Raw genomic sequence first — 23,959 nt, forward strand, 5'->3', positions numbered from 1 at the left:
GTCGGGTGTCAGAGCGAGGTCGGCAGGACCAGCAGGCCCACCAGCAGCACGGGGCCGATGATGACCATGGACAGGCCCCATCTGGCGAGGAGCCTGGTCACGCGCGCGCGATCCGATTCGTCGGCCGTCGCCACGACGGCGGCGCCGACGGTGGAGAAGGGCGAGACGTCGACGATCGAGGCGCAGACCGCGAGCGCGGCGATGATCGCCCATCCCGCGACGCCGCCGTTCGCGACCAGGGGAATGGCGATCGGCACAAGCGCGGCCAGCATCCCCGTCGTCGATGCGAACGCCGAGATCAAGCCGGCCAGGACGCACAGGACGAAGGCCGAGACGAGCGGGGCGCCGATCTCCGCGGCGGCGTCGCCGAGCAGGTCGACGGCGCCCATCTCCTGCATCACGGAGACGAACGTGATGATCCCGCCGACCAGCAGGACGGTGGACCAGTCGATCTTCGAGACCGCGGCGCGTCCCGACGGCGGATCGATGAGCATCAGGACGGATGCGAACACGAACGCGAGGACGCCGATGTCAGGGTCGAGTCCCAGCAGGGCGAGGAGGATGACCGTCCCGATCAGAGCGACCATGAGTCCCAGGGTCACGAGGTGGACGACCTGCATCCGCTGCGGTGAGGCGACCGGGCGCGACTCGGCCAGGACGCGGACGCCGTCGGCTGCGGAGCCGGATGCGTTCACCGGGATGGCGCCGTCATCGCCCGCACCCGCGGGTCGGTGCTCGGAGCTCTCCTCGGAGAACTCACGGGTGAAGTCCGCCGGGACGAAACGCCGCCGGGACAGCGCGCGGCCGCCGAAGAGCACGTACGCGACCGCGAGGAGCACGATATTGGTGCCCGCTGCGATTGCGAACAGGACCAGCGGATTGAGGTCCACGCCGGCCGACTCGGCGGTCGAGACCGTCACGATCCCGAACAGGCTGGTCGGCGCGAACGCACCGCTGCTGATCCCTCCTCCGATCGCGAGGCCCATCAGCATGGGGTCGACCCGATGCTTGCGCGCGATCGGCATCCCGACCGGCGCCATGACGAGGCCGGCGAGGGGCGAGCCCATGGCGGCGATCCCGGCGGTGAGGACGAAGAAGAGGATCGGCAGCAGGAACGCGTTGGTGCCGACGCGCGCCACGGTGAACTCGACGAGGCGGTCGATCGTGCCGTTCACCTGGGCGATCGCGAAGAAGTAGGTGACGCCGACCAGCAGGACGAGCAGGTTGAGGGGGAACCCGGCGACCACGTCGTCCAGGGGCATCCCGGCGAGGAACAGGCCCACGCCCGCGGCGACCGCGAACATCAGGATGCCGGTGTGGACCTTGCGTAGCGTCGCGACGGCGAATGTGGCGATGAAGATGACGAGTGCGACGACCGGCGGTGTCATAGGGCTCCTCCTTGAGCGAGTCAGGCGGTTCACTGCTTGAACCGACGGTTCATTTCTGACATGGCTACGCTAAAGGGCGTTCGCTTGTGGCGTCAAGGGGAGGCGGAACGATGAGTACCCGGAGCGTCGGGACAGCCATCCAGGTGCTCGAGGCCGTCGCCGACCATCAGCCGGTGGGTCTGTCGGAGCTCACCCGGTTCGTCGACGTGCCGAAAGCGACGGTGTATCGATCGCTGGTGACCCTCGAGGAATTCGGCTGGCTGGCGCAGGCCGACGAGAAGTGGAGCCTGACCATCCACGCGTACGCCGTCGCGAGCCGCGGGAGCCGAGGGTCTCGGATCCGTGACGCCGCGATCGGTCCGCTCAGTGCATTGCAGCTGGCGACAGGCGAGACGATCCACCTGACGGTCCCGGATGACCGGCACATGGTGCTGATCGAACGGCTCGACACCGCGCATGCCCTGCGCGCCTTCCGGCCGCTGGGTGCGCTCGCCCCGATGCATGCGTCGTCGGCGGGCCTCGCGTACCTCGCGGCCGTCGACGACGCATGCTTCGAGGAGTACCTTGCCGCCGGGCTCGAGGCGACGACCGCCGCGACGATCGTGGACCCGGTCGAACTGCGGAGCGTGCGCGGGGTCATTCGCGCGCGAGGCTACTCGATCAACGAAGAGGGGCTGAGCGACGGGATCACCTCGCTCGGCGCCGCGATCCTCGACGCCGGGGGACGCGTCGCCGCCGCCGTCTCGGTGTCGGGGCCGTCCGTTCGGGTCACGAGAGACCACTACGACGACTACGGTCGACACGTCCACGAGACCGCCCGGGAGATCAGCGCGACGCTGCAGAGCTTGAGATGAATGAAATGACAGAAAAAACTGTCAACTCAGTCATTTCGAGCGTATGCTCGGCGGCATGACGACGTTCGAAGACCGCGTGGCGTACGCCGACCGGGTGGCCGGGGTGTGGGCATCCCGCTACCGCGTGGCCCCGATCACCGGCCGCATCGCGGGCTATCTGTACGTCTGCGACCCGCCGGCGCAGGCCATCGACGAGCTCGCCGCCGCCCTGCGCGCCAGCCGCAGCGCGATCGTCGGCGGGATCAAGGTGCTCGAAGCGCGCGGACTGGTCCGCCGCACCCGCACGGCGGGGGAGCGGGCCGACCGCGTGAGCATCGTGTTCGACGAGGCCCGCGGGTTCGATCCCACCGCCTACCTCGAGGCGGCCGAGATCGCACAGTCCGGACTCGCCCTGGTGGCCGAGCAGAACACCGAGCAGCGGATGCTGCTGGAGCAGACGGCATCCCTCAACGCCTATCTCGCCGCACGGCTTCCGGCCCTGCTCGACGACTGGCGGGCCGAGCAGGCGACACGATGAGCGAGCAGCAGACGACGCTGACCGACGGCCGCACGCTGGCCTGGTACGAGTTCGGCGACCCCGCCGGGCGTCCCGTGCTGTTCCTGCCGGGCTCGTCGTCGTCCGGGCTGGCGGGCCGGCCGCTCGACGACGCGGTGCGGGACGCCGGCATCCGCCTGATCGCGCTGGATCGCCCCGGGCTGGGCCGCTCCGATCTCGCACCGGCGCGGCGGCTCGCCGACTGGCCGGCCGATGTCGCCCAGCTGCTCGACGGACTGCAGCTGGACCGCGTGGCGCTGCTCGGCCACTCGGCCGGAGGCGCGTTCGCGCTCGCCGTGGCGCACGGCGTGCCGCAGCGCGTGTCGGCGACGGTCGTCTGTGCGGGGTCGGGTCCGTACAGCGAGGGGTGGTTCCGGGATGCCGCCGACATGTCGCGCACTTCCCGCTTCTACTACGGCCTGGCACTGCGCGCCCCGCGGATGTTCGGGACGATCATGCAGTCGGGGACGCCGCGCAGCGCGGCGGGCATCGACCGCACGCTCGCGCTCGTCTCGCGCGGCGATTCGCCCGACGCGGAATTCGCCCGGACGAATCCGGAGCGGATGCGCGCGGCCCTCGAGGCCACCGCGGACGGATTCCGGCGCGGACCGGCGGGGACGACGGCAGAGGCGCGCATGATCTGCTCGCCGTGGGGATTCGCCGTCGAAGACGTCCAGGCACCGGTCGACTGGTGGCACGGCGAGGAGGATGCCAACGTCAAGCCCGCCGCCGGCCGCGCGATGGTGGCGCGCCTTCCGGATGCCACGCCGCACTTCGTCCCCGGCGGCCACAGCCTCCTGTTCGCGCAGACTGCTGAGGTCCTGGCGTCCCTGGGCTAGAGACCCGGGTACGGATGGATGGCGGCGATCTGTGCGGATGCCGGTCGATGCCGGCGGCATCCGGCCGCCAGGCGGCCATCCGTACGCGCCATCCGTCCCCGGTCAGGCCGGGAGGGTCGGGGCCAGGGCGAGCATCTGGGCGGCGAGCACGTTGCCGAGCGCGCCGGATGCCGGATCGGCCAGGTAGCCGCCGAGGGCCGTGAGCGCCCGGCGGGTGCGCGGCGCCGAGCCGGCCGACACGGCGGTCCTTGCATCCTCCACGAGACAGCGCACGACGGACTCAGCGTCGGGCGGAAGCTGCGAGATCGCCTGCGCCGCGGCATCCAGCACCGCATGGGCCTGCGCCCGCCAGCCCGCGGATGCCGGCGCACTCCGATTCTCCGGAGTGCCCGCATCCGGCTCCGCGGCTCGGCGCAACGCGGCGTGGAGGGGAGGCGGCTCCGGGGCGTCCTGAGCGGGGGTCGCGGGGTCTGCCGGGGCGAGCGAGCGGGATGCCGGCTCGGGCCTCGCGGGCGGGGAGGGCCGGGTCGTTCCACGGGCGCGCATCCGGTCGAACTCCTCGGCCTTGATCTTGCCGTGGGCGGTCATCTCGACCTCGCGGTCGCCCGGCGAGCGACCCGCGATCAGCGCGAAGCCCTGCGCCTGGAGGTCGTCGACTTCATCGGAGACCGACCCGTCGAAGTCGATCTCGTGATCCAACAGCGCCGCGACCGCCGACTCCGGAACGGGGGTGCGGGTCTTGTCGCCGGTGGCATCGCGCAGCGCCACCAGCACCGAGAGCTGGCGCGACTGCGTGATCGTCAGCATCCCTGCAGACTAGCTTCGCCGGCGCGACGAAGCCCGGCTCCCGCGCGGTGCGGCGGCAACCGGGCTCCGTGTCGTCAGTGCTGGTTGCCGTTGTTGAAGTGGTACCCGCCGTTGCCCTGACCTCCCGGGGTTCCGTGCGCGCCGGGGCCGTTGCCGCCGGTGCCCGGCTCGACGTGGTTCGTCGGCGTGTGCACGATGTCGTAGAACACCCCGGTGTCGGCCGCGTTCGGGAACACGCGGTACGTGAACGTGTGCTTGTCGAGCTCGACGATCGGCACCACGCGGGTGAACAGGACGGTGCCGGCGGCATCCTTCGCGGCGATCCACCGCGACGAGCCGTCGGGTGCGACCGTCCAGTCGCCGTGCATCTTCGGGGTGTCGTTCAGGTTGTACATCGTGAACGTGCCATCGGCGCTGAAGTACGCCCAGCCGACGAAGCTCGCCACGGCCGGGTCGTCGAGGGCGACGCGATCGCCGTTCTGGTCGACGGCGGAGGTCGTCTTCCACGGGGTGGATGCGAGCACGTCCGACGGGGTCTGCGCCTTCACCGAGGCGGATGCCGAGGCGGATGCCGGTGCGGCGAAGGCCGCGGTGGCGGGCAGCACGCCGACGGCGGCGAGGGCGAGGGACGACGCGGCGATGACCGCACGGCGGGAGACGGAGCTGGTGAAGTTCATGTCTTCCACGCTAGGAACCCGTGTCCCGCCGGACCTCAACCGATCGATTGAACCTGCCTCAGAGCCGGATGAGTCCGCGCTTGACCGCGACCGCGATCGCAGCCTGCCGATTGTCGGCGCCGAGCTTCAGGAACGCGTGATGCAGGTGGGTCTTCACCGTCGCCTCGCTGACCAGGAGGCGCGCCGCCAGGTCGCGGTTCGACAGGCCGGATGCCGCGAGGGTGAGCACCTCGAGCTCCCGCGCGGTGAGCGTGTCGTCCGGGTTGTCGCGGCGGTCCAGGAGCCGCTCGCCGATGCGTCCGCCCAGCGCCGAGTCGCCGGCTGCGGCGGAGCGGATCGCGGCGAACAGCTCGGCGGGACGGCTGTCCTTCACCAGGTATCCGACCGCCCCGGCATCCAGCGCGCGCACGATGTCGGCATCCGAGTCGTACGCCGTGAAGATCAGCACCCGGGCAGCCGGATGCGCGCGCAGGATGCCCCGCGTCGCGTCGAATCCGCCCGGTGCGTCCGCTCCGAGGTCGAGGTCGACCAGGGCGATGTCGGGCCGGACGGCCGCGGCCCGGGATGCCGCCTCGGCTGCGGTCCCCGCTTCGGCGACGACCACGAGGTCGGGCTGGGTGCCGAGGAGCGCGACCACCCCGTGCCGCAGCACCGGGTGGTCGTCCACCAGCAGGATGCGGATCATCCGGGCGCCTCCCCGGGGGATGCCGGCACCCGGGCTGCCACGACGGTGCCTCCGTCGGGCCGCGACTCGATCGTCAGGTCGCCGCCCAGGCTCTGCACGCGCCAGGTCATCGCACGGATGCCGAAGCCGTCGGGTGCGGCATCCTCCGTGCCGTCGCCGGGCCCGGGGATGCCGCGTCCGTCGTCGGCGATGTCGACGCCCACGGCATCCGGAAAGTACGTCAGCGTGACGCGGACGTTCTCGGCTGCGGCGTGCTTGCGCGCGTTGATCAGCGCCTCCTGGGTGACGCGTTGCAGCGCCTGCGCCACCGCCGGATCCACCGGGCGTGCCACGCCGTCGGTCGTGAAACCGGCCCCCGAGGCGGCCGCCTGCGAGGCGAGCACCGCTGCCAGCGATTCGGCCGCAGGGCCCGCGTCGACCATTCCGTGCAGCAGCCGACGGGTCTCGACCAGTGCATCACGCAGTCCCTCGCGGGCCTCGGCGACAGTCGCGGACGACCCGCCCGGACGCTGGTCGTCGGCTTCGAGCAGCAGCAGCGCGCTCGCAGTCCGCTGCACGACGGTGTCGTGCAGCTCGCCGGCGACCCGGTTGCGTTCGGCGAGGGCGCCGGCGTCCCGTTCGGACCGCGCGAGCTGCTCGCGGGTCGTGAGCAGCTCCGCGATGAGGCCGTGCTGCGACGAGATCGCCCGGTCCAGCGCCGCGTAGGCGGCCGACAGGACGAGACCGCCGAAGAACGGGCCGAGCACGAGGCCGGGGTCGGTTCCCGAGGACACGAGCAGCAGCCCCACGCTGACGGCGACCACCACGATGCTGGAGACCACGTAGGCGATCGGGCCGCGCAGCACCCGGTGCACGGCGAAGAACAGTGCGAACGCGCACCACGCGAACGAGGGCGCGATGATCGTCAGCGGCACCCAGAACGCCGTGGCGACGAGCACCCCGACGCCCTGCCGGGTCACCACGCGGTCGGAGCGCGGGCGCTCGGCATCGAGGCCCAGGACGGCGATCGCGTAGCTCACCCCGGACCCGATCGCGAGCACGAGCACGGCGACGCCCTCGCCGTCGAGCGGATGCCGGGTGAAGTAGCGCCCGGCGGAGACCAGCAGCAGGATGCCGAACCCGATGTCCACCGCGAGGTCCATCGCCGGGAGGCGATTGCGAGCGGGTTGGGCGGTCATGGGGCATCCGTCCTGGCAGGCCCGAACCGGTGGTGTGGGTCGAGGGCGGCGACGACGGGCTCGAGGGCGGTCGCGACGGCGTCGAGCTGCTCGCGCGAGAGGCGGTCGATGACGAGTTCGCGCACGCGTTCGATGTGCGCGGGGGTCGCCCGCACCACGGCCCGGCGTCCGTCGGCGGTGAGCGCCACCGACACCGCGCGCCCGTCCGCTGCGCCGGTGCGTCGCTCGACCAGGCCGCGATCCGCGAGCCGGGAGACCACCTTCGACAGCCGGGCGCGCGTCGAGTTGGTCGTCTCGGCGAGCTGCGTCATCCGCATCGGTCCGCTCAGCCGGAGGGCGGTGAGGGTCATGTACTCGAAGTGGGTCAGCCCCGCGTCGGCCTGAAGCTGGGCGTCCAGGGCTGCCGGCAGCAGCTCGGCGGTGTCGACGATGGCGAGCCAGGCCCGCGATTCGAGGGGGTCCATCCGGGGTACCTGGAACGACATGCGACACATTCTCGCAGGAGGGGAATAGTTTCCGCGACAACTTGTTGGATCAGATAGTTGCCTCTACAACAACATTCGAGGAGAGTGAGACGACATGAGCAAGGTCACCGTCATCGGAGCCGGAAACATGGGCGCGGCGATCGCCGCAATCGCCGCGCGCGGCGGCGCCGAGGTGCAGATCGTCGGCCGCAGCGAGCACGCCGAGCAGGTCGCGGCGCAGGTCGGCGGCGTCTTCGCCACCGAGAACAGCCCGATCACGGGCGACATCGTCGTTCTCGCCGTGCCGTATCCGGCACTCGCCGAGATCGCGCGCACGCACGCCGCGCAGCTCGCCGGCAAGGTGGTCGTCGACATCAGCAACCCGGTCGACTTCGCGACCTTCGACGGACTGGTCGTGCCCGCGGACAGCTCCGCCTCGGCCGAGCTCGCCGCGCTGCTGCCGGCATCGCGCTTGGTCAAGGCCTTCAACACGAACTTCGCCGCGACGCTCGCCAGCGGTGAGCTCGGGGACGTCCCCACGCGCGTCGTGATCGCCGGAGACGACGACGACGCCAAGGCGCAGCTGCGCGCGGTCGTCGAGGCGGGCGGGCTGTCGGTCGCCGACGCCGGCGCGCTCAAGCGCGCGCGCGAACTCGAGGCGATGGGCTTCCTGCAGATGGTGCTCGCGGTGCGCGAGCAGGTCGCCTGGACCGGCGGCTTCGCCGTCGTCGCCTGACCCCGCTTCGTGTTCGGGTGCCAACTTCTGCGGGGTGGAGCCCGAGAAGTTGGCACCTGAACGAGGGGCGGGCCGACGCCGGCCGGCGCAGTACACCTAGCGGCCGAGCACCTGCCGGATGCTCGCCTCCGGACGAAGGTCGAGACGGCGCAGCAGCTGCGCGTTCAGGGCGACGACCACCGTCGACAGCGACATCAGGATCGCTCCGACCGACATCGGCATGACGAACCCGATGGGTGCCAGGATGCCGGCGGCCAGCGGAACGGAGATCAGGTTGTAGCCGGCGGCCCACCACAGGTTCTGCTTCATCTTGCGATACGCGGCGCGCGACAGCTGGATGACCGACAGCACCGAGCGCGGGTCGGAGCCGGCCAGGATGACCCCCGCCGACGCGATCGCGACATCCGTTCCGGCGCCGATGGCGATCCCCACGTCGGCCTGGGCGAGGGCGGGGGCGTCGTTGACGCCGTCGCCGACCATCGCGACCTTGCGGCCCTCCTGCTGCAGCGCGGCCACGCGGGCCGACTTGTCCTCCGGCCGGACGCCCGCGATGACCCGGTCGATGCCGAGCTCGGCGCCGACCGCGTTCGCGACCGCCGGGGCATCCCCGGTGATCATCACGACTTCGATGCCGAGCCGGTGCAAGGCGTCCACGGCGTCCCGCGACTCCGGCCGGATCTCATCGGCGAGCTTCAGCCCGCCCGCGATGCGGCCGTCGATCGCGACGTGGAGGATGATCGCGCCCTCGGCGCGCCAGGAGTCGGCATCCGGAATCTCGGATGCTGCCAGCTCCTCGAGCAGGCGCGGCCCGCCCACGCGGACCTCGTGCCCGCGGACCGTCGCGGTCACGCCCACGGCGGGCGAGGACGAGAATCCGGATGCGGCGGGCACGGCGAGCCCGCGAGCCTCGGCGGCGCGCACGATGGCGGCGGCGAGCGGGTGCTCGCTGGCGCCCTCCGCGGCGGCGGCGAGGACCAGCACCTCGTCGGCGGTGCGGCCGCCGACCGGTTCGATCGCGATGACGGTGGGCTCACCCTTGGTGAGCGTGCCTGTCTTGTCGAAGACGACGACGTCGACGGTGCGCATGCTCTCCAGCGCCAGGCGGTCCTTGACCAGGACCCCGCCGCGCGCGGCGCGCTCGGTCGCGATCGAGACGACCAGCGGGATCGCCAGGCCCAGCGCATGCGGGCACGCGATCACCAGAACGGTGATCGTGCGCACGACGGCGTCGTCCGGCATCCCGAACGCGGTCCACACGACGGCGGTGATCACGGCGGCACCGAGCGCGAACCAGAACAGCAGCCCGGCGGCGCGGTCGGCGATGCGCTGGGCGCGCGACGTGGAGTTCTGCGCGTCGGCGACCAGCCGCTGGATGCCGGCGAGCGAGGTGTCGTCGCCGGCGGCGGTGACTTCGATCCGCAGGCCGGAATCCGTGGCGACCGTGCCGGCCGTCACGGTGTCGCCGACCCCGCGCGAGACCGGCCGGGATTCGCCCGTGACCATCGACTCGTCGAGGTCCGCTCGCCCGTCGACGATCCGGCCGTCGGCGGGCACGCTGCCGCCGGGCCGCACCACGACGACGTCGCCGACGCGGAGGTCGGCCGGAGAGACGGACACGATCCGGTCGCCCTCGACCCGCTCCGCCTCGTCCGGCAGCAGCGCGGCCAGCGAGTCCAGCGCGGACGTGGTCTGCGCGAGCGAGCGCATCTCGATCCAGTGGCCGAGCAGCATGATCACGATCAGCAGGGCCAGCTCCCACCAGAACTCGAGTTCGTGGTGCAGGATGCCGAGCGTCGCACCCCAGGACGCGACGAACGCGACGGTGATGGCCAGTCCGATCAGCAGCATCATGCCGGGTCGCCGCGCCCGCAGTTCACCGACTGCGCCGCTCAGGAACGGCCGGCCGCCCCAGACGTACATGACGGTTCCGAGGACGGGGGCGATCCACGTCGCCCACGACGGCACCGGGTAGCCGAGGAGCATCGCGAACATCGGCGACAGCACGACCACCGGGATCGCGATGACGAGGTTGATCCAGAACAGGCGCCGGAACTGCGCGACGTGATCGCCGTGCCCTCCGTGCCCTCCGTGTTCGGCGTGCATCGTGTGGTCGGCGTGGTCCGTTCCGGTGTGCTCGTCGACGCCGGCGGACCCGTGGTGGTGTGCGTGCGGATCGGTCATGATGTGCCCAACCGTATACCCCCCTGGGGTATTCCCCTACGGAACGATCGAGGCGAGATCCGGTGGCAGGGGCATCCCGGGTCCGGATGCCGGAACGAGCAGATCGAACACCGCCATCTCCCGGGTGGATGCCAGCGCCACCGCGAATCGGGCATCCGGATCCGGGCCGTGAACCAGGCGCGGGGGCTCCCCCTCCCGCTCCACCATCAGGTTCACCGCGTGGCAGCCGCGAGTCACCGACTCGAGGACGACCTCCTGGTCGCCGGTGAACTGCAGCACGTCGCCGTGCGTGAGCCTGTGCAGCGCGCCGTCGACCGAGAGGGCGGCATCCCCGCCGACAAGGAGGAACGTCCGGTCGATCCCCGGGAGCGGTGAGAACCCGCCCGGTCGTTCGAGCAGTGCGACGCTGAGCCGCCACGGCGCCACGTCGAGGCCGAGGGTCGCCGACTCGGCGTACCCGATGAGCTCCCGGGTGGTGCCGGCGCCGTTCGCCCACGGCACCGGTGGAATATCGTCGATCTGCTTCAGGATGCTCCAGCCGCTCATGCCTCGAGCGTAGGCCGCGGCCGCGCCGCGGGCCCGACTCGCGGCGACAGAGGATTGTCACAGGGTGGATCTTCTGGTGAGATCGGCTCAGACACACTGGGGAGGACCGGCATGGCGAAGAAGACGACGTTCGGCGGGGACGCGGCCCGCATCGCGGGGGAGCTGTACGAACAGGGCCGCGCCGCGCGGTCCGTGGTGCCGCGTTCGGCTCAGGCGGAGTACACCGCCCCGGCACACCGCGACCCGGTCGGCGTGCTGCGCCGCCAGCACGAACAGCGCCTCGCGTGGCTGGTTCCGCTGCGCGTCGAGCGGATGAGCGCCGACCCGTTCGCGTTCTACCGTGGAACCGCGGCGATCCAAGCCGGAGACCTCGCCGCGAGCGTCAGCTCGGGCGCGGACGTCGTGCTCTGCGGTGACGCGCACATCGCGAACTTCGGCATGTACCGCTCGCCCGAAGGCTCGATGGTGTTCGACGTCAACGACTTCGACGAGGGGTTCGTCGGCCCCTGGGAGTGGGACCTCAAGCGCCTCCTCGCCAGCGCCGTGCTGGCCGGCCGTGCGCTCGGGATGCCGGCAGACAAGGTGCGCGGGGCGACGCAGCTCGCGGCATCCCACTACCGGGAGGCCCTCGACGAGGCGCTGCAGCGCTCGCTGTACGCCCGTTTCACGACCGTGACGAGCGTGACCGACCGACGCAAGCTCAGCCCCGACACCGAGCTGATGATCAAGACGGTGCTCAAGGAGTCCGCCAAGCGCACCAGCGAACGCGTCGCCAAGCGCACCCTCGAACGCGGACCCGACGGCACCCTGCAGTTCATCGAGAGGTCCCCTGTGCTGAGCCGCCTCGAGCCGGAGGCGCGCCAGTTCGTCGGCCAGGTGTTCGAGGACTACCGGGCGAGCCTCCCCCCGCACGTCGCGCTCTGGCTGTCGCAGTACACGGTTCTGGATGCCGCGCGCCGCGTGGTCGGCGTCGGCAGCGTCGGCACGCGCTGCTTCATCATCGCGCTCGGCGACGCCAGCGGCGACATCCTCATCCTTCAGCTCAAGGAGGCCACGGCATCCGTCCTGCAGGAGTTCGGCGGGCGCCGCGGCACCCAGGGCTATCTCGACCAGGCGCTCGCGGACGGCCAGCACGGGTACCGCGTCGTCGGATGCCAGCGAATCCTGCAGGCGGTGTCCGACCAGATGCTCGGCTACCTCGCCGTCGAGGGCTTCAGCTTCTACATGCGCCTGTTCCGCAACCGCAACGCGTCGTTCGAGATCTCGGACATGAACCTGCCGCAGTTCGAAGACTACGTCGCCTCGTGCGCGACGGTGCTCGCCCGGGCGCACGCGCGCTCGCCCAAGGCGGGCTTCGCGGCCGGCTACATGGGCAACGGCGACTCGTTCCTCCGTGCCGTGACCGAGTGGGCCCACCAGTACGCGAACCAGGCCGAGACCGACTACGCGGTGTTCCTCGAGGCCGCCCGCGACGGGGCGTTCGCGCAGATCGAAACCCCCTGACCGGACACGACAGAGGGGGCCCGGCGTGCGCCGGGCCCCCTCGTCGCTGGAGTGCTCGTTACTGGATCCAGCCGGCGCGGGCGCTGCCCCAGCCGGTGGAGGGGTCCCAGCCGGTTCCCACCTTGAGGGTGGTCTCGGCGCCGTTGAACGTGCGCACCGAGTAGGTGTACCCGCCCGAGGCGTCCAGGCCATTGGTGAAGTCGACGCGGATCGCGCCGGCGTCGGGCATGTCGCCGGTCACGTCGTGGAATCCGGCGCCCTTCGTCGAGTAGATGCCCGGGTTGAGGAGGCCCAGCCCATGGCCGCCGCCGGCCTGGATCTTGACGGCCGTGACGCCGGCGAACAGCGGTGAGGCGAGGCTCGTGCCGCCGATGCGGAACGTGCCGTACGAGGCCACGCCGTTGAACGTCTGCGTCTGCCCGATCAGCATGCCCGTCGTCGGGTCGGCATCCATCGAGACGTCGGGCACCGCGCGTCCGCCGTTCGGGCTCTGGATGCCGGCATCCTTCTGGTACTGCGGCTCGGGAATGTTCGACGAGTAGCCGCCGCCGCCGCCGTACAGGAAGCTCGTGTTGAGCGTCCAGGCGCCGTCCTTGAGCAGGTACTTCGAGGTCTGCCAGCCGGTCTCGCCGATGATCCCGTCCGCCGTGATCGCGGTGGACGTGCCGCCCACGGCGGTCACGAACGGGTCGGATGCCGGGTAGTCGGTCTGCGGGGAGCCGAGACGCGCGTTCTCGTCCCCGTCGTCGCCGCTGGAGAACAGGTAGCTGATGCCCTGCGTGGCGCCCTGCAGGAACAGGGTCTGGTATTCGAGCAGCAGCGCGGGCTTGACGACGTCGCCGGCCCCGCCCCACGAGTTCGTGACGATCTGTGCACGGTTCTCGTCGTTGATGCGGGCGAACGTGTCGAGCAGGTCCTTGTCGTTGCAGCTCTTGCCCGCGTAGTAGCGGATGTTCGCACCCGGAGCCATGGCGTGCACGGCCTCGACGTCGAGCGTCTCCTCGCCGTACCAGCCGGCCATGTCGCACTGCGGCTTGCCGTTGGAGGCGTTCACGTGCACGTACGCGTTCGGCAGGCTCTCCGAATACTGGCCGTTCGCGAACTGCGGGTCGCCGGTCTGCTTCGCGTAGGCGTTGGCATCCGCCAGCACCGTCGGCGACGCGTAGGCGTCGGTGATCGCGACGGTCACGCCGCTGCCGTCGAGGCCTCCCGTGACTCCGGACTCGTAGGCGTTGCGCAGCTGGGGTCCGGTGTAGCCGCACGGCGTGTAGGGGAGGTCGTTGCCCATGAACTTCGGCAGGTTCGTGCCGTCCGGAGCGGGCAGGTTCTGCGGAGTCGCCGCGCCGTAGGTCAGGCCGCACACGGGCGCGTTGCGGTAGCCCGCGCTCGGCGGTGCCGGCTTCTGCGTCTTCGGCGACACGGTCGACGGGGTGGTGTCGAGGCCGGTGATGGCGATCACGGAGCCCGCGAGGGATGCCGGCGTGTAGGCGGGTCCGCTGGGGGCCTGCACGCTGATGCCGTCGTGCGTGTACTTGGTCAGGGTGACGCCGAACGCCTTGTTCGCCGCTCCCACGCCGCCCGTGACGTCCACGTAGCGGTGGTTTGCCTCGACCGCCGTCTTGAGCCCGGCGGCCTTCAGCCAGCTGGTCACGGCGCCGACCGTCGAGGCGGTCGCGTCGAACTTCGCGTGGTACTGGGCCGGGGTCAGGAAGTGCCGGTACTGGGCGCTGCCCGGTGTCGACACGGCGGTGGCGTACGCCTGCAGCGCGGCGAGTCCGCCGCTGGGGGCGAGGTACACGCGGGCGTTCACTGCACCGGTGGTGGCAGCGGCGGCGCCCTTCGTGACGCCCGCGCCGTGGGCGAGCCATCCGGGGGAGGAGTTGGGAATCGGCGACTTCGTGGGGGCGGCGGCGTTGGCCGCGCCGGCCCCTCCGAGGGCGGCGGCGACGGTCGCGATGACCGCGATCGACACACCGAGGACAGGTTTGCGCATCCGGGATCTCCAGACTTCGATTTCGGTCTCGGCGGGCGCCGACGGCCGCGACGACGATGCTAAACCCACGTCAACAAGTTTGAACAGAGTGGGATGCCGAGAAACGTCCGGTTGTCCGGATTGCGTCGCGACGTTCGCGCGGGCTGAGCCTGTCGAAGCCCAGGACGTCGCCCGCGCCCGCCGCAGCCGCCGGCCGCATCCGAGGTTCGAGCGACATCGCCTATTCCCGCGAATCGTCTCCAGGCGGTGCGGGCGCTCTGCTTTCGCGTCGCTTCTCAAGGAAGCGGATGACGCAGGAGGTCGCGTATCCGATCGCGACACTGACCGCTAGCGCCACGATCCAGCTCGCGGGGCGCGGCAGGTATGTGACGGCGAGTGATGAACTGAGCCCGATGACCGCGACCGCGATCCAGAAGGTGACCGGCGGCGCGTTCGTGCTCATGACCGGCGGCCGGTGATGCTGTGGGCCATCCCAAGGGCCGAGCCACGGCCCGCGCTTCGACTGCTTCCTCATGACTGCGCACCGCTCAGCCGTGAATCGTCCGGTCGTCCGGATTGCGTCGCGAGTGCGGGGCGTTCGTGCGGGCTGAGCCTGTCGAAGCCCAGGTGCCCGGTCGCGCGGGCTGAGCCCGTCGAACATGCAGCCCCAAGCGAAGGACGCTACCGAGTGTGATGTGAATGGCGCTCCCGACGCCAACGGCGCCAACCATCAACGAGGAACCCAACGGCAGCGAAGCCGGACGCCGCGAATAGGGCAGTTGCCAGTGGTACCTCTAGCAGGATCTGAAATCCGTACAGCACCGCACCGGCAACAACCCACAGGAAAGCGCTGGTCACCCACCTACTTCTCTCCATCAGACTCCCCCACCTCCGCTGGTGCCCGGGCAAGTCCCGGTGTACACCCTCGGTGCACCGACGAACGGAACGTCCTCATAGAGACACTTGCCGTGAGCTACGCCATATCTTGCCTGGTTCGATATCGCGTTGATACCAGCCGTCATCACAAGCCCGCACGCAGCTCCAGCTGCAATCCCAAAAATGCCGCAGAACCAAGGCGCGTAGCCGTAGTTACCGGCGTCTGCGAAGGCTTTGATCTGCTTCGTCTGAGACCACGTGGAGACGATCCGTTCCCCCCACCAGTACCAGTATGTTGGGTCGGCAGTGACGGGAAACGCGGTATCGGCGGTGAAGTCGATCACCTGAACGATTGAGCCCTGCCGAACTTCGTAGTGCGTCGGCACCGGCTTGGCATTCGCGTCCAGAGCCCATGCCTTCGCGACTGAAGCGTTTAGAGCCGAAGCTGCTCCAGCCTCGCCCTTCGAGGTCAGCATGACGTCGCCGTCGGTGCTCGGGCTAGGCGTCAACCGGCTATCCACATGGAACGTGTAGGCGTGAGATGCCGCCGCGTCCTTGATCGTGATGACCTGCTGAAGCACTCCATTGCCCAGGCGAACTGCAAGAGACGTGTCCGTTGCTTTCGACGCCCCGTAAACGATCGTGTCATCCGTCGCCTGCGCTGCGCTTCCTGCGGTCACCTCGTCCGGCAGCGAGAACGTGTACGGCTTTGTCGCTGCCCCTGGCCCGGGCACCGAGATGTCACCACTCACCGAAGTTGGTGCTGTTGCCTCACCAGTTTCAGCCGTCAATCCCTTGGCGGTCTTGGTCACGGTTACTGCATCGATAGCGGCTCCCGCCACGTGCGCAGCCTGCACTGACTGTGTTGCCACCTGGTCAGGAGTCGTCGGCAGGTCCGTGCTTGTATCGGCCGCCATGGCGGGCGAAGCAAACGAAACCACCAGCGCAGCGACCGCCAACGAGCCTGTGGTAACCAGCGCATGTCGCCCTCGGGTCATGAGGTTTCTCACGTCGAGGCTTCGAGGGTTGCGGCGACATCCTGCGGCGCCTGAGTTGCTTCGTTCAAGATGAACTCCATTCGAGGGGCAACGAGCCGAGGCAGGATGCCTCGTCCGTCCGAGCCCAGGCTCGTCGGGGGCGGGCCTGGGCGGAGGCCGATTCGGCGGTTTTGAGTAGCCGATCGCGATTTTTGAGTAGTACCTCGGTGCTTTTCGTGCAGGGCGGGTGTGCCATGCGACCCGGATCTTCACGAGCCATGGCCCCGCCGACGAGACAGGGCTGCGCGGGGCTCGTCTCGGCGGCGCGACCATGTCTCGGCGAGCAAGGGCGCGCGACGGATGCCCGTGCTGGTTTGCTGGAGGGATGCACGCCGATCAGATCCCGCTCGACCCCGCGGTGGCGCGCCGGCTGGTGCACGAGCAGTTCCCCAAGTGGGCCGGTGAGCCGGTCGTTCCGCTCGCGACGGCGGCGACCACCAGCTACGTCTACCGGATCGGCACGCACCACACCGCGCGTTTTCCGATGCGCGAGGAGGATGCCGGAGCCGTGCGACGCCGCCTGCGCGCCGAGCGAGCTGCGATGGCGGAGTTCGCCGCGTTGAGCACCGTCCCGGCACCGCTCCTGGCCGGTGTCGGCGAACCCGGGCCCGGCTTCCCGCTGCCGTGGTCGGTGCAGACCTGGGTCGAGGGCGAGGTGGCCGGGCCCACGTCTGTGGCGGGATCCTGGCCTTTCGCGGCGGATGTCGCGGAGCTGCTCGTGCGGCTGCGGGCGGCCGACGTGCGCGGCCGGCGCTTCTCCGGAACGGGACGCGGCGGCGAGCTGACGGCCCATGACGACTGGATGGAGCACTGCCTCGCGCAGAGCGCGGGGATGCTGCCCGTCGAGCGGCTGCGCAGCGCCTGGGCGGAGCTGCGCACCACCGCCCGCGACGAGCCTGACGTCATGTCGCACGGGGACCTCATCCCGGGCAACCTGCTGCTGCACGGCGACCGGCTCGCCGGCATCCTCGACACCGGCGGATTCGGGCCGGCCGACCCGGCGCTCGATCTGGTCGTCGCCTGGCACACCCTGGACGCCGGGCCGCGCGGCATCCTCCGCGCGCACGTCGGCGCCGGTGATGTGCAGTGGCGGCGCGGAGCGGCCTGGGCACTGCTGCAGGCGCTCGGTCTGGTCTGGTACTACGCCGACAGCAACCCCGGAATGAGCGCCCTCGGTCGCTCCACGATCGACCGCGTGCTGGCGGCGCCTGAGCTCTGCCTGTAGCGCCCGGTCACCTGCTTCTCAGTCCGCGGAGCAACGCGCGCGCACGAATACACCTCGACTTGCATCCCGTCAAAGATGAAAAATGCCCGGTCACAGGGTTGGGTAGAAAGGTCCGCCGGTGTCGGCGCGCCCGTCACGGCGCGCCCGGACCACACCCCGGCGGACCATGAGGACGACATCGAGACGAGTGTGAACATGACGCAGAACGAACCCCGAGAGCGGCTTCACAATGAGCCCAATCCCTCCTTCCTGAGGCGGCTGACCGTCGCCACCGGCGGCGGGATGTTCCTGGACGGGTTCGTGTTCGCCACCATCGCCGCGGTCATCGCGGGGACCGCATTCAGCCGCGAGCTGGGACTGTCGCCGCAGACGCTGGGTCTCATCTCGGCATCCACCCTCGTCGGAACCATGGTCGGCGGGCCGCTGCTGGGCTATCTGACCGACCGGGTGGGCCGCAAGCCGATGTTCATCATCGACCTGTGCATCTTCCTCGTGGCATCCCTCTCGATGCTCTTCGTCACCGAGGCGTGGCAGATGATCGGGCTCGGGGTGGTGCTGGGCGTCGTGATCGGCGGCGACTACGCGATCGGGTCGCCGCTCCTGGGCGAATTCGCGCCGGCGCACAACCGCGGGCGGTACCTGGCGGTGCTGGAGATCCTCTGGAACGTCGGGTACGTCGTCGCGTTCTTCGTCGGCTTCGTCGTGCTGAGCCTCGTTCCGGATGCCTGGCGCTTCGTGCTGGCGAGCTCGGCGATCCCCGCCGGCGTCATCCTGCTGCTGCGTCACGGGCTTCCGGAGTCGCCGCGGTGGCTGCTCGGCAAGGGACGCGTGGAGGACGCCCGGAAGGTGTTCGCCGAGGTCGGCGTCGACCCGGCGGCTGAGGGGTACCTCCAGGAACCCGAGACCAAGACCCAGTGGCGACTGCTGTTCAGCCGCGCCTACATCGGGCGCACCGCCTTCGCGTCGCTGTTCTGGGTGTGCATCGTGATGCCCTACTTCGCCCTGACGTTCTTCCAGTCGGAGGTGCTGAGCACGCTCGGCATCGAGAACGCCGTGGTCGGCGCGCTGCTGGGCACCATGATCGCGTTGCTCGGTGCCGGCCTCGGCTGGTACCTCATCGACAAGGTCGGCCGTCGGCCGCTGCTGATCGTTCCCATGTTCGTGTGCGGCATCGCGCTCACCGTGGTCGCGTTCGGCGACCTGCTGGGCCTCCCCGTGTTCGTGAACGTGATCTGCTTCTTCGGGTACCTGTTCTTCTACGGGATCATGAGCATCCTGTGCGGCGTGTACCCGCTCGAGGTGTTCCCCACCTCGGTGCGCACGTCGGGTCTCGGCCTCGCGTCCGGGGTCTCCCGGATCGGCGCCGCGATCGCGACGTTCCTCGTGCCGGTCGGCTTCGCGGCCTTCGGCCTCGCACCCGTCCTGCTGGCCCTGGCCGCGGTCTCGTTCTTCGGCGGGCTCATCTCGGTGATCTGGGCGCCCGAGACCGCGCAGAAGCGTCTCACCGAGACCGGCGCGCGCGTCGTGCAGGACGCCAAGAAGATGGGCAGCGAAACCGTTCGGCACTCCACCGCGTGATCGCCCCCGCGTGACGGGGCACCGCAACCCCGTTGCACAGAAAACCCGGAACACCACTCAAAACGGGCTTCTGAGCACTCAAAGAGGCGAAAATGCGCCTCGAGCGGTCCACCGAGCTGGCACGTTGGTCCGAGCGGCTCCGCGTCCGGACGAGGTGCAAGGGACCAGCGACGGGACGCGGAGCCGCCGACAAGCCGGAGGACGCCATGCTCAAGACCCGCACGCTCACGCTCGTCGCAGCCCCGATCGTCGCCGTCGCGCTGCTCACCGGATGCACGACGACCGATGCCGCCACGCCGTCCGTGACCGTCTCCGCCTCGGCGCCGGTGACCGCCGCCGACGAGATGTTCGCGACGATGATGATTCCGCACCACGAGCAGGCGATCGAGATGAGCGACACCCTGCTCGCGAAGTCCGGCGTCGACCCGGAGGTCTCGGCCCTCGCCAAGCGCGTGAAGGCCTCGCAGACCCCGGAGATCCAGCGCATGAACGGCTGGTTGAAGGAGTGGGGCGTCGACGCGTCCTCGAGCATGTCCGGCATGGATCACGGCTCGAAGAAGGCCACGATGTCGGACGCCGACATGGCCGCGCTCGCCAAGGCCGACGGCCAGGCGGCATCCCGCCTGTACCTGACGCAGATGATCGCCCACCACCAGGGGGCCATCACCATGGCCGAGGCCGAGCAGAAGAACGGACGCAACAAGGCCGCACTCGCCCTCGCCGGGCAGATCGTCGCTGCGCAGAAGGCCGAGATCGCCGAGATGAAGCGGCTGCTCGCCGGCGGCTGACGCTCAGAGGCGGCTGCGTCTCACTCCGGCTGCGGCCGGTCGTGCGCGGCGAAGGCGTCGGCCAGCGCGGCGCGAAAGGCGACGACGGCGGGATGCCCCGCCGCGGCACTGCGGGCGAGGGTGAACAGGGTGCGCTGCGGCGACCCGGGAAACTGCACGAGCCGGACATCCTGCATCCGCTCGGTGCCGAGCAGACCCGGCAGCGCTGCGACCGCCTGGCCGGTGCGCACCATGTGCACCTGCATCAGGAGGTCGATGCCGTCGAAGCTGACGTCGGGTTCGAAACCCTTGGTGCGGCATACCTCGCGCACCCAGCGTCCCGGGGGCGTCAGCGCCGGATCGAGAGCCCAGAGCGCGTCGGCGAGGTCTTCGACGCGGCGGGCGGAACTCCACGGACCAGTGCGCGGCAGCGCCAGGAACAGGTCGTCGTCGCCGAGATCGACGCGGTCGAGCCGGTCGTTGGGGCGCAGTGCGCCTCCGGGGTACTCCTCGCCGAGCACGATGTCGAACGCTCCGGCGAGCAGCCCCGAGGTGGCATCCGCCGCTTCACGCTGGGCCACGTCGATCCGCAGCTGCGGATGTTCCCGCTCGAGCGTGGCCAGGGCCCCCGGCAGCAGCGACAGCAGGCCGGTCTGGAACGCCGCCACGCGGAGGCGTCCGGCGAGCTCGCCGCGCATCGCGGCGAGTTCCGCCTCGGCCTGTTCGAGCTGGGCGATCGCGCCGCGAGCGTGGGCGATCAGCACGCGTGCCGCGTCGGTGAGCTGGATGCCCCGACCCACCGGCTCGGTGAGGGCCACGCCGACCTCGCGTTCGAGCTGGGTGAGCTGCTGAGACACCGCGGACGGGCTGTACGAGAGGGCGCGGGCGGCCGCGGCGAGGGTTCCGTGCTGCTCCACCTCGAGCAGCACGGCCAGGCGGTGCAGGTTCAGCATCGCCGTCCTTCCGTTCGTGCGGGCTGAGCTGCGGTGGTCTTGCCCTTCGACAGGCTCAGGGCGCGTGTTCGTGCGGGGGTCTTGCCCTTCGACAGGCTCAGGGCGCGTGTTCGTGCGGTGGTCCTGCCCTTCCACAGGCTCAGGGCGCGTGTTCGTGCGGGGGTCCTGCCCTTCGACAGGCTCAGGGCGCGTGTTGCGCGTGTTCGTGCGGGCTGAGCCTGTCGAAGCCCAACCCATCAACCCCGCTTACCAATATAGATCGAAAGGCTTCGCTGGACTGGCCGATCTTCATCCGCGAGCATAGAACCATGTCCTCGTCGTCCCGCTCTCCGATCGCCGTTCTCATGGTGATCGGATCCTGCACGTCGCTGCAGTTCGGCGCGGCGATCGCGACCCCCCTCATGGCCCACTTCGGTCCGGGCCTGGTGACCTGGCTGCGGCTCCTGTTCGCAGGGCTCCTGCTGCTGGCCGTCCACCGTCCGCGGGTGCGCGCCTGGACCCGCCGGCAGTGGTTCGCGGTCGTCGTCTTCGGGCTGACGCTGGCGGGGATGAACGGCTTCTTCTACGCGTCGATCGCCCGCATCCCGCTGGGGATCGCCGTGACCATCGAGTTCGCCGGCCCCCTCGTGCTCGCCGCGGTCCTGTCGCGCCGGCCGCTCGATTTCGTGTGCGTCGGTGCCGCCGGGATCGCGATCGCGTACCTCGGCCTCGACGGCGTCAGCACCGGAGCCGGACTCGACCCCCTCGGCATCCTCTTCGCCCTCATCGCGGCCGCATTCTGGGCCGCCTACATCCTCGCCGGCAAGCACGTCGGCGAGCGGGTTCCCGGGCAGGGCGCGCTGCCGATCGGGATGCTGGTGGGCTCGTTCATCGTGCTGCCGTTCGGCGTCGGCCAGCTGCCCGCATTGGCGGCCGACCCGGTGAAGCTGCTGCCGCTGCTCGGCATGGCCGTGCTGTCGTCGCTGGTGCCCTACTCGCTGGAGTTCGCCGCCATGCAGCGCCTCACCCCGCGGGTCTTCGGGGTGCTGCTCAGCCTCGAACCGGTGATCGCCGGGGTCGCCGGATTCCTGCTCCTCGGCCAGGGCCTCACCTGGCCCCACGTCGCCGCGATGCTCGTGGTGACGGCGGCCTCCGCGGTCTCGGTCCTCACCCAGAAGCCGCAGCCCGGGCGCGACACGGGCACGCCCGAGGTGTCTCCGGAGCGCGAGACGCTGCCGGTCTGAAACCGCCCGCGCCGATCAGGACCGGTGCAGGGCGAGCACCGGGATGACGCGGGCGGTGCGCTCCTCGTACTGGCGGAAGCCGTCGCTGCGCGCCTTGAAGCGTGCCCACGCGGCATCCCGCTCGGCGCCCTTGAGCTCGACCGCACGCACCCGCACGACGCCGTCGTCAGGCGTCTCGATCGTCGTCTCGGGATGGGCGAGGAGGTTGTGGTACCAGCCGGGGTTGTCCGGCGCGCCGCCCTTGGACGCGGCGATGAACCAGGTGTCCTCGTCGTCGCGGATGCCCATGACCGGCGACACCCGTTCGACGCCGGACTTCGCGCCGACGTGGTGCAGGAGCACCAGAGCCCTCCCGAATCCGTGCGAGACGGTTCCGTTGTTGCTGCGGAACTCGTCGATGACCCCCTGGTTCCAATCGCCGTGGCTGCTCATGCTCTCAGTTCAGCACAGTCCGAGACCGCCGGCGCCCGTTCCGCGCTCCTTGCCTCGCCGCGCCGCGTTCCGCTGTCCTGAATCGCAGCCCATCGTGCAATTCAGGACAGCCGAGCTCACGTCGACTTTGTTCCGCCGTCCTGAATCGCACGGCGACGCGCAAAACAGGACAGCGGAACACAGGCGGTGCGGCGTCCGGCCGGGTCGGGCGGGGCCGCACGGCCGAGCGGGTCAGGCGGGGAGGTCGGCGCCGTCCGTGCGCGGCACCGGGGTGAGGCGGGTGAGCTGGGTGACGTGGCGGGGTTCGAGTTCGGCGAGAGACGACACGCCGAGGAGTTTCATGGTGCGTTCGATCTCGGTGCGCAGGATCTGGATGGTGCGGTCCACGCCCTCCCGTCCGCCGGCCATGAGCCCGTACAGGTAGGCGCGGCCGATCAGCGTGAACCTCGCGCCGAGGGCGACGGATGCCACGATGTCGGCCCCGTGCATGATGCCGGTGTCGACCATCACCGCGGTGTCGTCGCCGACTTCGCGGACGACGTCCGGCAGCAGCCGGAACGGGACGGGGGCGCGGTCGAGCTGGCGGCCGCCGTGGTTGGACAGCACGATGCCGTCCACCCCCAGCCCGGCCAGCTTGACCGAGTCGGGCACGTTCTGCACGCCCTTGACCACGATCTTGCCCGGCCACATCTCCCGGATGATCGCCAGGTCGTCGTAGCTGATGGTGGGGTCCATCGCGGCATCCAGCAGCTCGCCGACGGTGCCGCCGGTGGTCGCCAGCGACGCGAACTCCAGCTTCGGGGTGGTGAGGAAGTCGTACCACCACCATGGCCGTGGTAGCGCGTCGATCACCGTGCCGAGCGTCAGCTGCGGCGGGATGGAGAACCCGTTGCGCTTGTCGCGCAGCCGCGCCCCGGCGACGGGGGTGTCCACGGTGAACAGCAGCGTGTCGAATCCCGCCTTGGCGGCGCGCTCCACGAGCCCGTACGAGATGTCCCGGTCGCGCATGACGTACAGCTGAAACCAGTTCCGCCCGTGCGGGTTCGTCGCCTTCACGTCCTCGATCGAGGTCGTTCCGAGCGTGGACAGCGAGAACGGGATGCCGGCCGCCGCGGCGGCTCCCGCGCCCGCGATCTCACCCTCGGTCTGCATCAGCCGCGTGAATCCGGTCGGCGCGATCCCGAACGGCAGCGCGGACGGCCCGCCGAGGATCTCGCACGACGTGTCCACCGACGCCGCCGGACGCAGGATGTCGGGGTGGAACTCGACGTCCTCGAACGCTTGCCGGGCCCGGGCGATCGACAGCTCCTGCTCGGCCGCGCCGTCGGTGTAGTCGAACGCCGCCGTCGGGGTGCGGCGCTTCGCGATCCGGCGCAGGTCCTCGATCGTGAGGGCCTTCTCGAGACGGCGGCGCTTGAAGTGCAGGTCGGGCTTCTGGAACTGCATGTACTCCAGCAGCTCGACGGGGTTGGGGATCTGACGCTTGACCATGGCGGAGGACCT

The 23,959-nt window shown here is 70.3% G+C and carries 23 protein-coding genes; 10 read left to right on the plus strand and 13 right to left on the minus strand.

All coding sequences use genetic code 11. From position 1 onward, the window contains the following. Positions 1-8: 8 nt before the first annotated feature. The gene (locus LK09_RS12475; RefSeq protein ID WP_039399869.1) at positions 9-1,388 is read right to left on the minus strand and encodes an SLC13 family permease; all 1,380 of its coding nucleotides are present in this window, start codon (positions 1,386-1,388) and stop codon (positions 9-11) included. Positions 1,389-1,498: 110 nt separating this feature from the next. Between LK09_RS12475 and LK09_RS12480 the strand changes: the two genes are divergently transcribed. From LK09_RS12480 to LK09_RS12490, 3 genes are read left to right on the plus strand one after another with little or no spacing between them, the layout of a single operon-like run. Next, positions 1,499-2,242, plus strand: coding sequence for an IclR family transcriptional regulator (locus LK09_RS12480; protein WP_039399871.1), 744 nt, complete (start codon positions 1,499-1,501; stop codon positions 2,240-2,242). 55 nt (positions 2,243-2,297) lie between these two features. Further along, on the plus strand, positions 2,298-2,759 hold the full coding sequence (locus LK09_RS12485) for a MarR family transcriptional regulator (protein ID WP_156138777.1): 462 nt from the start codon (positions 2,298-2,300) through the stop codon (positions 2,757-2,759). Next, entirely contained in the window at positions 2,756-3,616 is an 861-nt protein-coding gene (locus LK09_RS12490) for an alpha/beta fold hydrolase (RefSeq protein WP_039399876.1), read from the plus strand. The genes LK09_RS12485 and LK09_RS12490 overlap by 4 nt, the downstream gene beginning before the upstream one ends. Positions 3,617-3,718: 102 nt before the next feature. Here LK09_RS12490 and LK09_RS12495 read toward each other — a convergent pair whose 3' ends face one another. The 5 genes from LK09_RS12495 to LK09_RS12515 form a co-directional block, all read right to left on the minus strand. Continuing rightward, the gene (locus LK09_RS12495) at positions 3,719-4,423 is read right to left on the minus strand and encodes a hypothetical protein (protein WP_039399879.1); all 705 of its coding nucleotides are present in this window, start codon (positions 4,421-4,423) and stop codon (positions 3,719-3,721) included. A gap of 74 nt (positions 4,424-4,497) precedes the next feature. Continuing rightward, positions 4,498-5,100: a DUF4822 domain-containing protein gene (locus LK09_RS12500; RefSeq protein WP_082008244.1), complete on the minus strand. Its 603-nt coding sequence runs from the start codon at positions 5,098-5,100 to the stop codon at positions 4,498-4,500. A 58-nt stretch (positions 5,101-5,158) separates the two neighbouring features. Then, a complete protein-coding gene (locus tag LK09_RS12505; RefSeq protein ID WP_039399882.1) occupies positions 5,159-5,785 on the minus strand; it encodes a response regulator in 627 nt (208 codons plus the stop codon). Beyond that, positions 5,782-6,963: a sensor histidine kinase gene (locus tag LK09_RS12510; RefSeq protein ID WP_039399885.1), complete on the minus strand. Its 1,182-nt coding sequence runs from the start codon at positions 6,961-6,963 to the stop codon at positions 5,782-5,784. The genes LK09_RS12505 and LK09_RS12510 overlap by 4 nt, the downstream gene beginning before the upstream one ends. Beyond that, entirely contained in the window at positions 6,960-7,448 is a 489-nt protein-coding gene (locus LK09_RS12515; protein ID WP_052226726.1) for a MarR family winged helix-turn-helix transcriptional regulator, read from the minus strand. Before LK09_RS12515 ends, LK09_RS12510 begins: the two co-directional genes overlap by 4 nt. Before the next feature lie 94 nt (positions 7,449-7,542). On the opposite strand from LK09_RS12515, the gene LK09_RS12520 reads away from it, so the two are divergent. Then, the gene (locus LK09_RS12520) at positions 7,543-8,163 is read left to right on the plus strand and encodes an NADPH-dependent F420 reductase (RefSeq protein WP_039399886.1); all 621 of its coding nucleotides are present in this window, start codon (positions 7,543-7,545) and stop codon (positions 8,161-8,163) included. A gap of 96 nt (positions 8,164-8,259) precedes the next feature. On the opposite strand, the gene LK09_RS12525 is transcribed toward LK09_RS12520, so the two are convergent. Continuing rightward, positions 8,260-10,344 carry a heavy metal translocating P-type ATPase gene (locus LK09_RS12525; protein WP_039399887.1) on the minus strand — a complete coding sequence of 695 codons (2,085 nt, stop codon included), beginning with the start codon at positions 10,342-10,344 and terminating at the stop codon, positions 8,260-8,262. 36 nt (positions 10,345-10,380) lie between these two features. Continuing rightward, the gene (locus LK09_RS12530) at positions 10,381-10,890 is read right to left on the minus strand and encodes a HutD family protein (RefSeq protein ID WP_052226727.1); all 510 of its coding nucleotides are present in this window, start codon (positions 10,888-10,890) and stop codon (positions 10,381-10,383) included. A 111-nt stretch (positions 10,891-11,001) separates the two neighbouring features. Between LK09_RS12530 and LK09_RS12535 the strand changes: the two genes are divergently transcribed. Further along, positions 11,002-12,393: a DUF2252 domain-containing protein gene (locus tag LK09_RS12535; protein ID WP_052226728.1), complete on the plus strand. Its 1,392-nt coding sequence runs from the start codon at positions 11,002-11,004 to the stop codon at positions 12,391-12,393. 58 nt (positions 12,394-12,451) lie between these two features. On the opposite strand, the gene LK09_RS12540 is transcribed toward LK09_RS12535, so the two are convergent. Beyond that, the gene (locus tag LK09_RS12540; protein WP_039399889.1) at positions 12,452-14,386 is read right to left on the minus strand and encodes a S53 family peptidase; all 1,935 of its coding nucleotides are present in this window, start codon (positions 14,384-14,386) and stop codon (positions 12,452-12,454) included. 287 nt (positions 14,387-14,673) lie between these two features. Between LK09_RS12540 and LK09_RS21495 the strand changes: the two genes are divergently transcribed. After that, positions 14,674-14,844 (plus strand): hypothetical protein, encoded by a 171-nt coding sequence (locus LK09_RS21495; protein WP_156138779.1) that lies wholly within the window; start codon positions 14,674-14,676, stop codon positions 14,842-14,844. Positions 14,845-15,240: 396 nt separating this feature from the next. On the opposite strand, the gene LK09_RS21500 is transcribed toward LK09_RS21495, so the two are convergent. Then, positions 15,241-16,053, minus strand: a complete 813-nt coding sequence (locus LK09_RS21500) for a hypothetical protein (protein ID WP_156138781.1) — start codon at positions 16,051-16,053, stop codon at positions 15,241-15,243. A gap of 550 nt (positions 16,054-16,603) precedes the next feature. Between LK09_RS21500 and LK09_RS12545 the strand changes: the two genes are divergently transcribed. The 3 genes from LK09_RS12545 (at position 16,604) to LK09_RS12555 (ending at position 19,869) form a co-directional block, all read left to right on the plus strand. Beyond that, positions 16,604-17,503 (plus strand): phosphotransferase, encoded by a 900-nt coding sequence (locus LK09_RS12545; protein WP_039399891.1) that lies wholly within the window; start codon positions 16,604-16,606, stop codon positions 17,501-17,503. A gap of 195 nt (positions 17,504-17,698) precedes the next feature. Beyond that, positions 17,699-19,081 (plus strand): MFS transporter, encoded by a 1,383-nt coding sequence (locus LK09_RS12550; protein WP_052226729.1) that lies wholly within the window; start codon positions 17,699-17,701, stop codon positions 19,079-19,081. A gap of 206 nt (positions 19,082-19,287) precedes the next feature. Further along, on the plus strand, positions 19,288-19,869 hold the full coding sequence (locus LK09_RS12555; RefSeq protein WP_039399892.1) for a DUF305 domain-containing protein: 582 nt from the start codon (positions 19,288-19,290) through the stop codon (positions 19,867-19,869). A gap of 20 nt (positions 19,870-19,889) precedes the next feature. Here the strand turns inward: LK09_RS12555 and LK09_RS12560 are convergent, their stop codons facing one another. Further along, positions 19,890-20,801 carry a LysR family transcriptional regulator gene (locus tag LK09_RS12560; RefSeq protein ID WP_039399894.1) on the minus strand — a complete coding sequence of 304 codons (912 nt, stop codon included), beginning with the start codon at positions 20,799-20,801 and terminating at the stop codon, positions 19,890-19,892. Positions 20,802-21,109: 308 nt separating this feature from the next. On the opposite strand from LK09_RS12560, the gene LK09_RS12565 reads away from it, so the two are divergent. After that, positions 21,110-22,024 (plus strand): EamA family transporter, encoded by a 915-nt coding sequence (locus LK09_RS12565; protein WP_052226730.1) that lies wholly within the window; start codon positions 21,110-21,112, stop codon positions 22,022-22,024. Positions 22,025-22,039: 15 nt separating this feature from the next. Here the strand turns inward: LK09_RS12565 and LK09_RS12570 are convergent, their stop codons facing one another. Continuing rightward, positions 22,040-22,456 (minus strand): nitroreductase/quinone reductase family protein, encoded by a 417-nt coding sequence (locus tag LK09_RS12570; RefSeq protein WP_039399898.1) that lies wholly within the window; start codon positions 22,454-22,456, stop codon positions 22,040-22,042. Positions 22,457-22,687: 231 nt separating this feature from the next. After that, on the minus strand, positions 22,688-23,947 hold the full coding sequence (locus LK09_RS12575) for an alpha-hydroxy acid oxidase (RefSeq protein ID WP_039399900.1): 1,260 nt from the start codon (positions 23,945-23,947) through the stop codon (positions 22,688-22,690). Positions 23,948-23,959: the final 12 nt, after the last annotated feature.

It is taken from the genome of Microbacterium mangrovi (assembly GCF_000802305.1).
GTDB lineage: Bacteria > Actinomycetota > Actinomycetes > Actinomycetales > Microbacteriaceae > Microbacterium > Microbacterium mangrovi.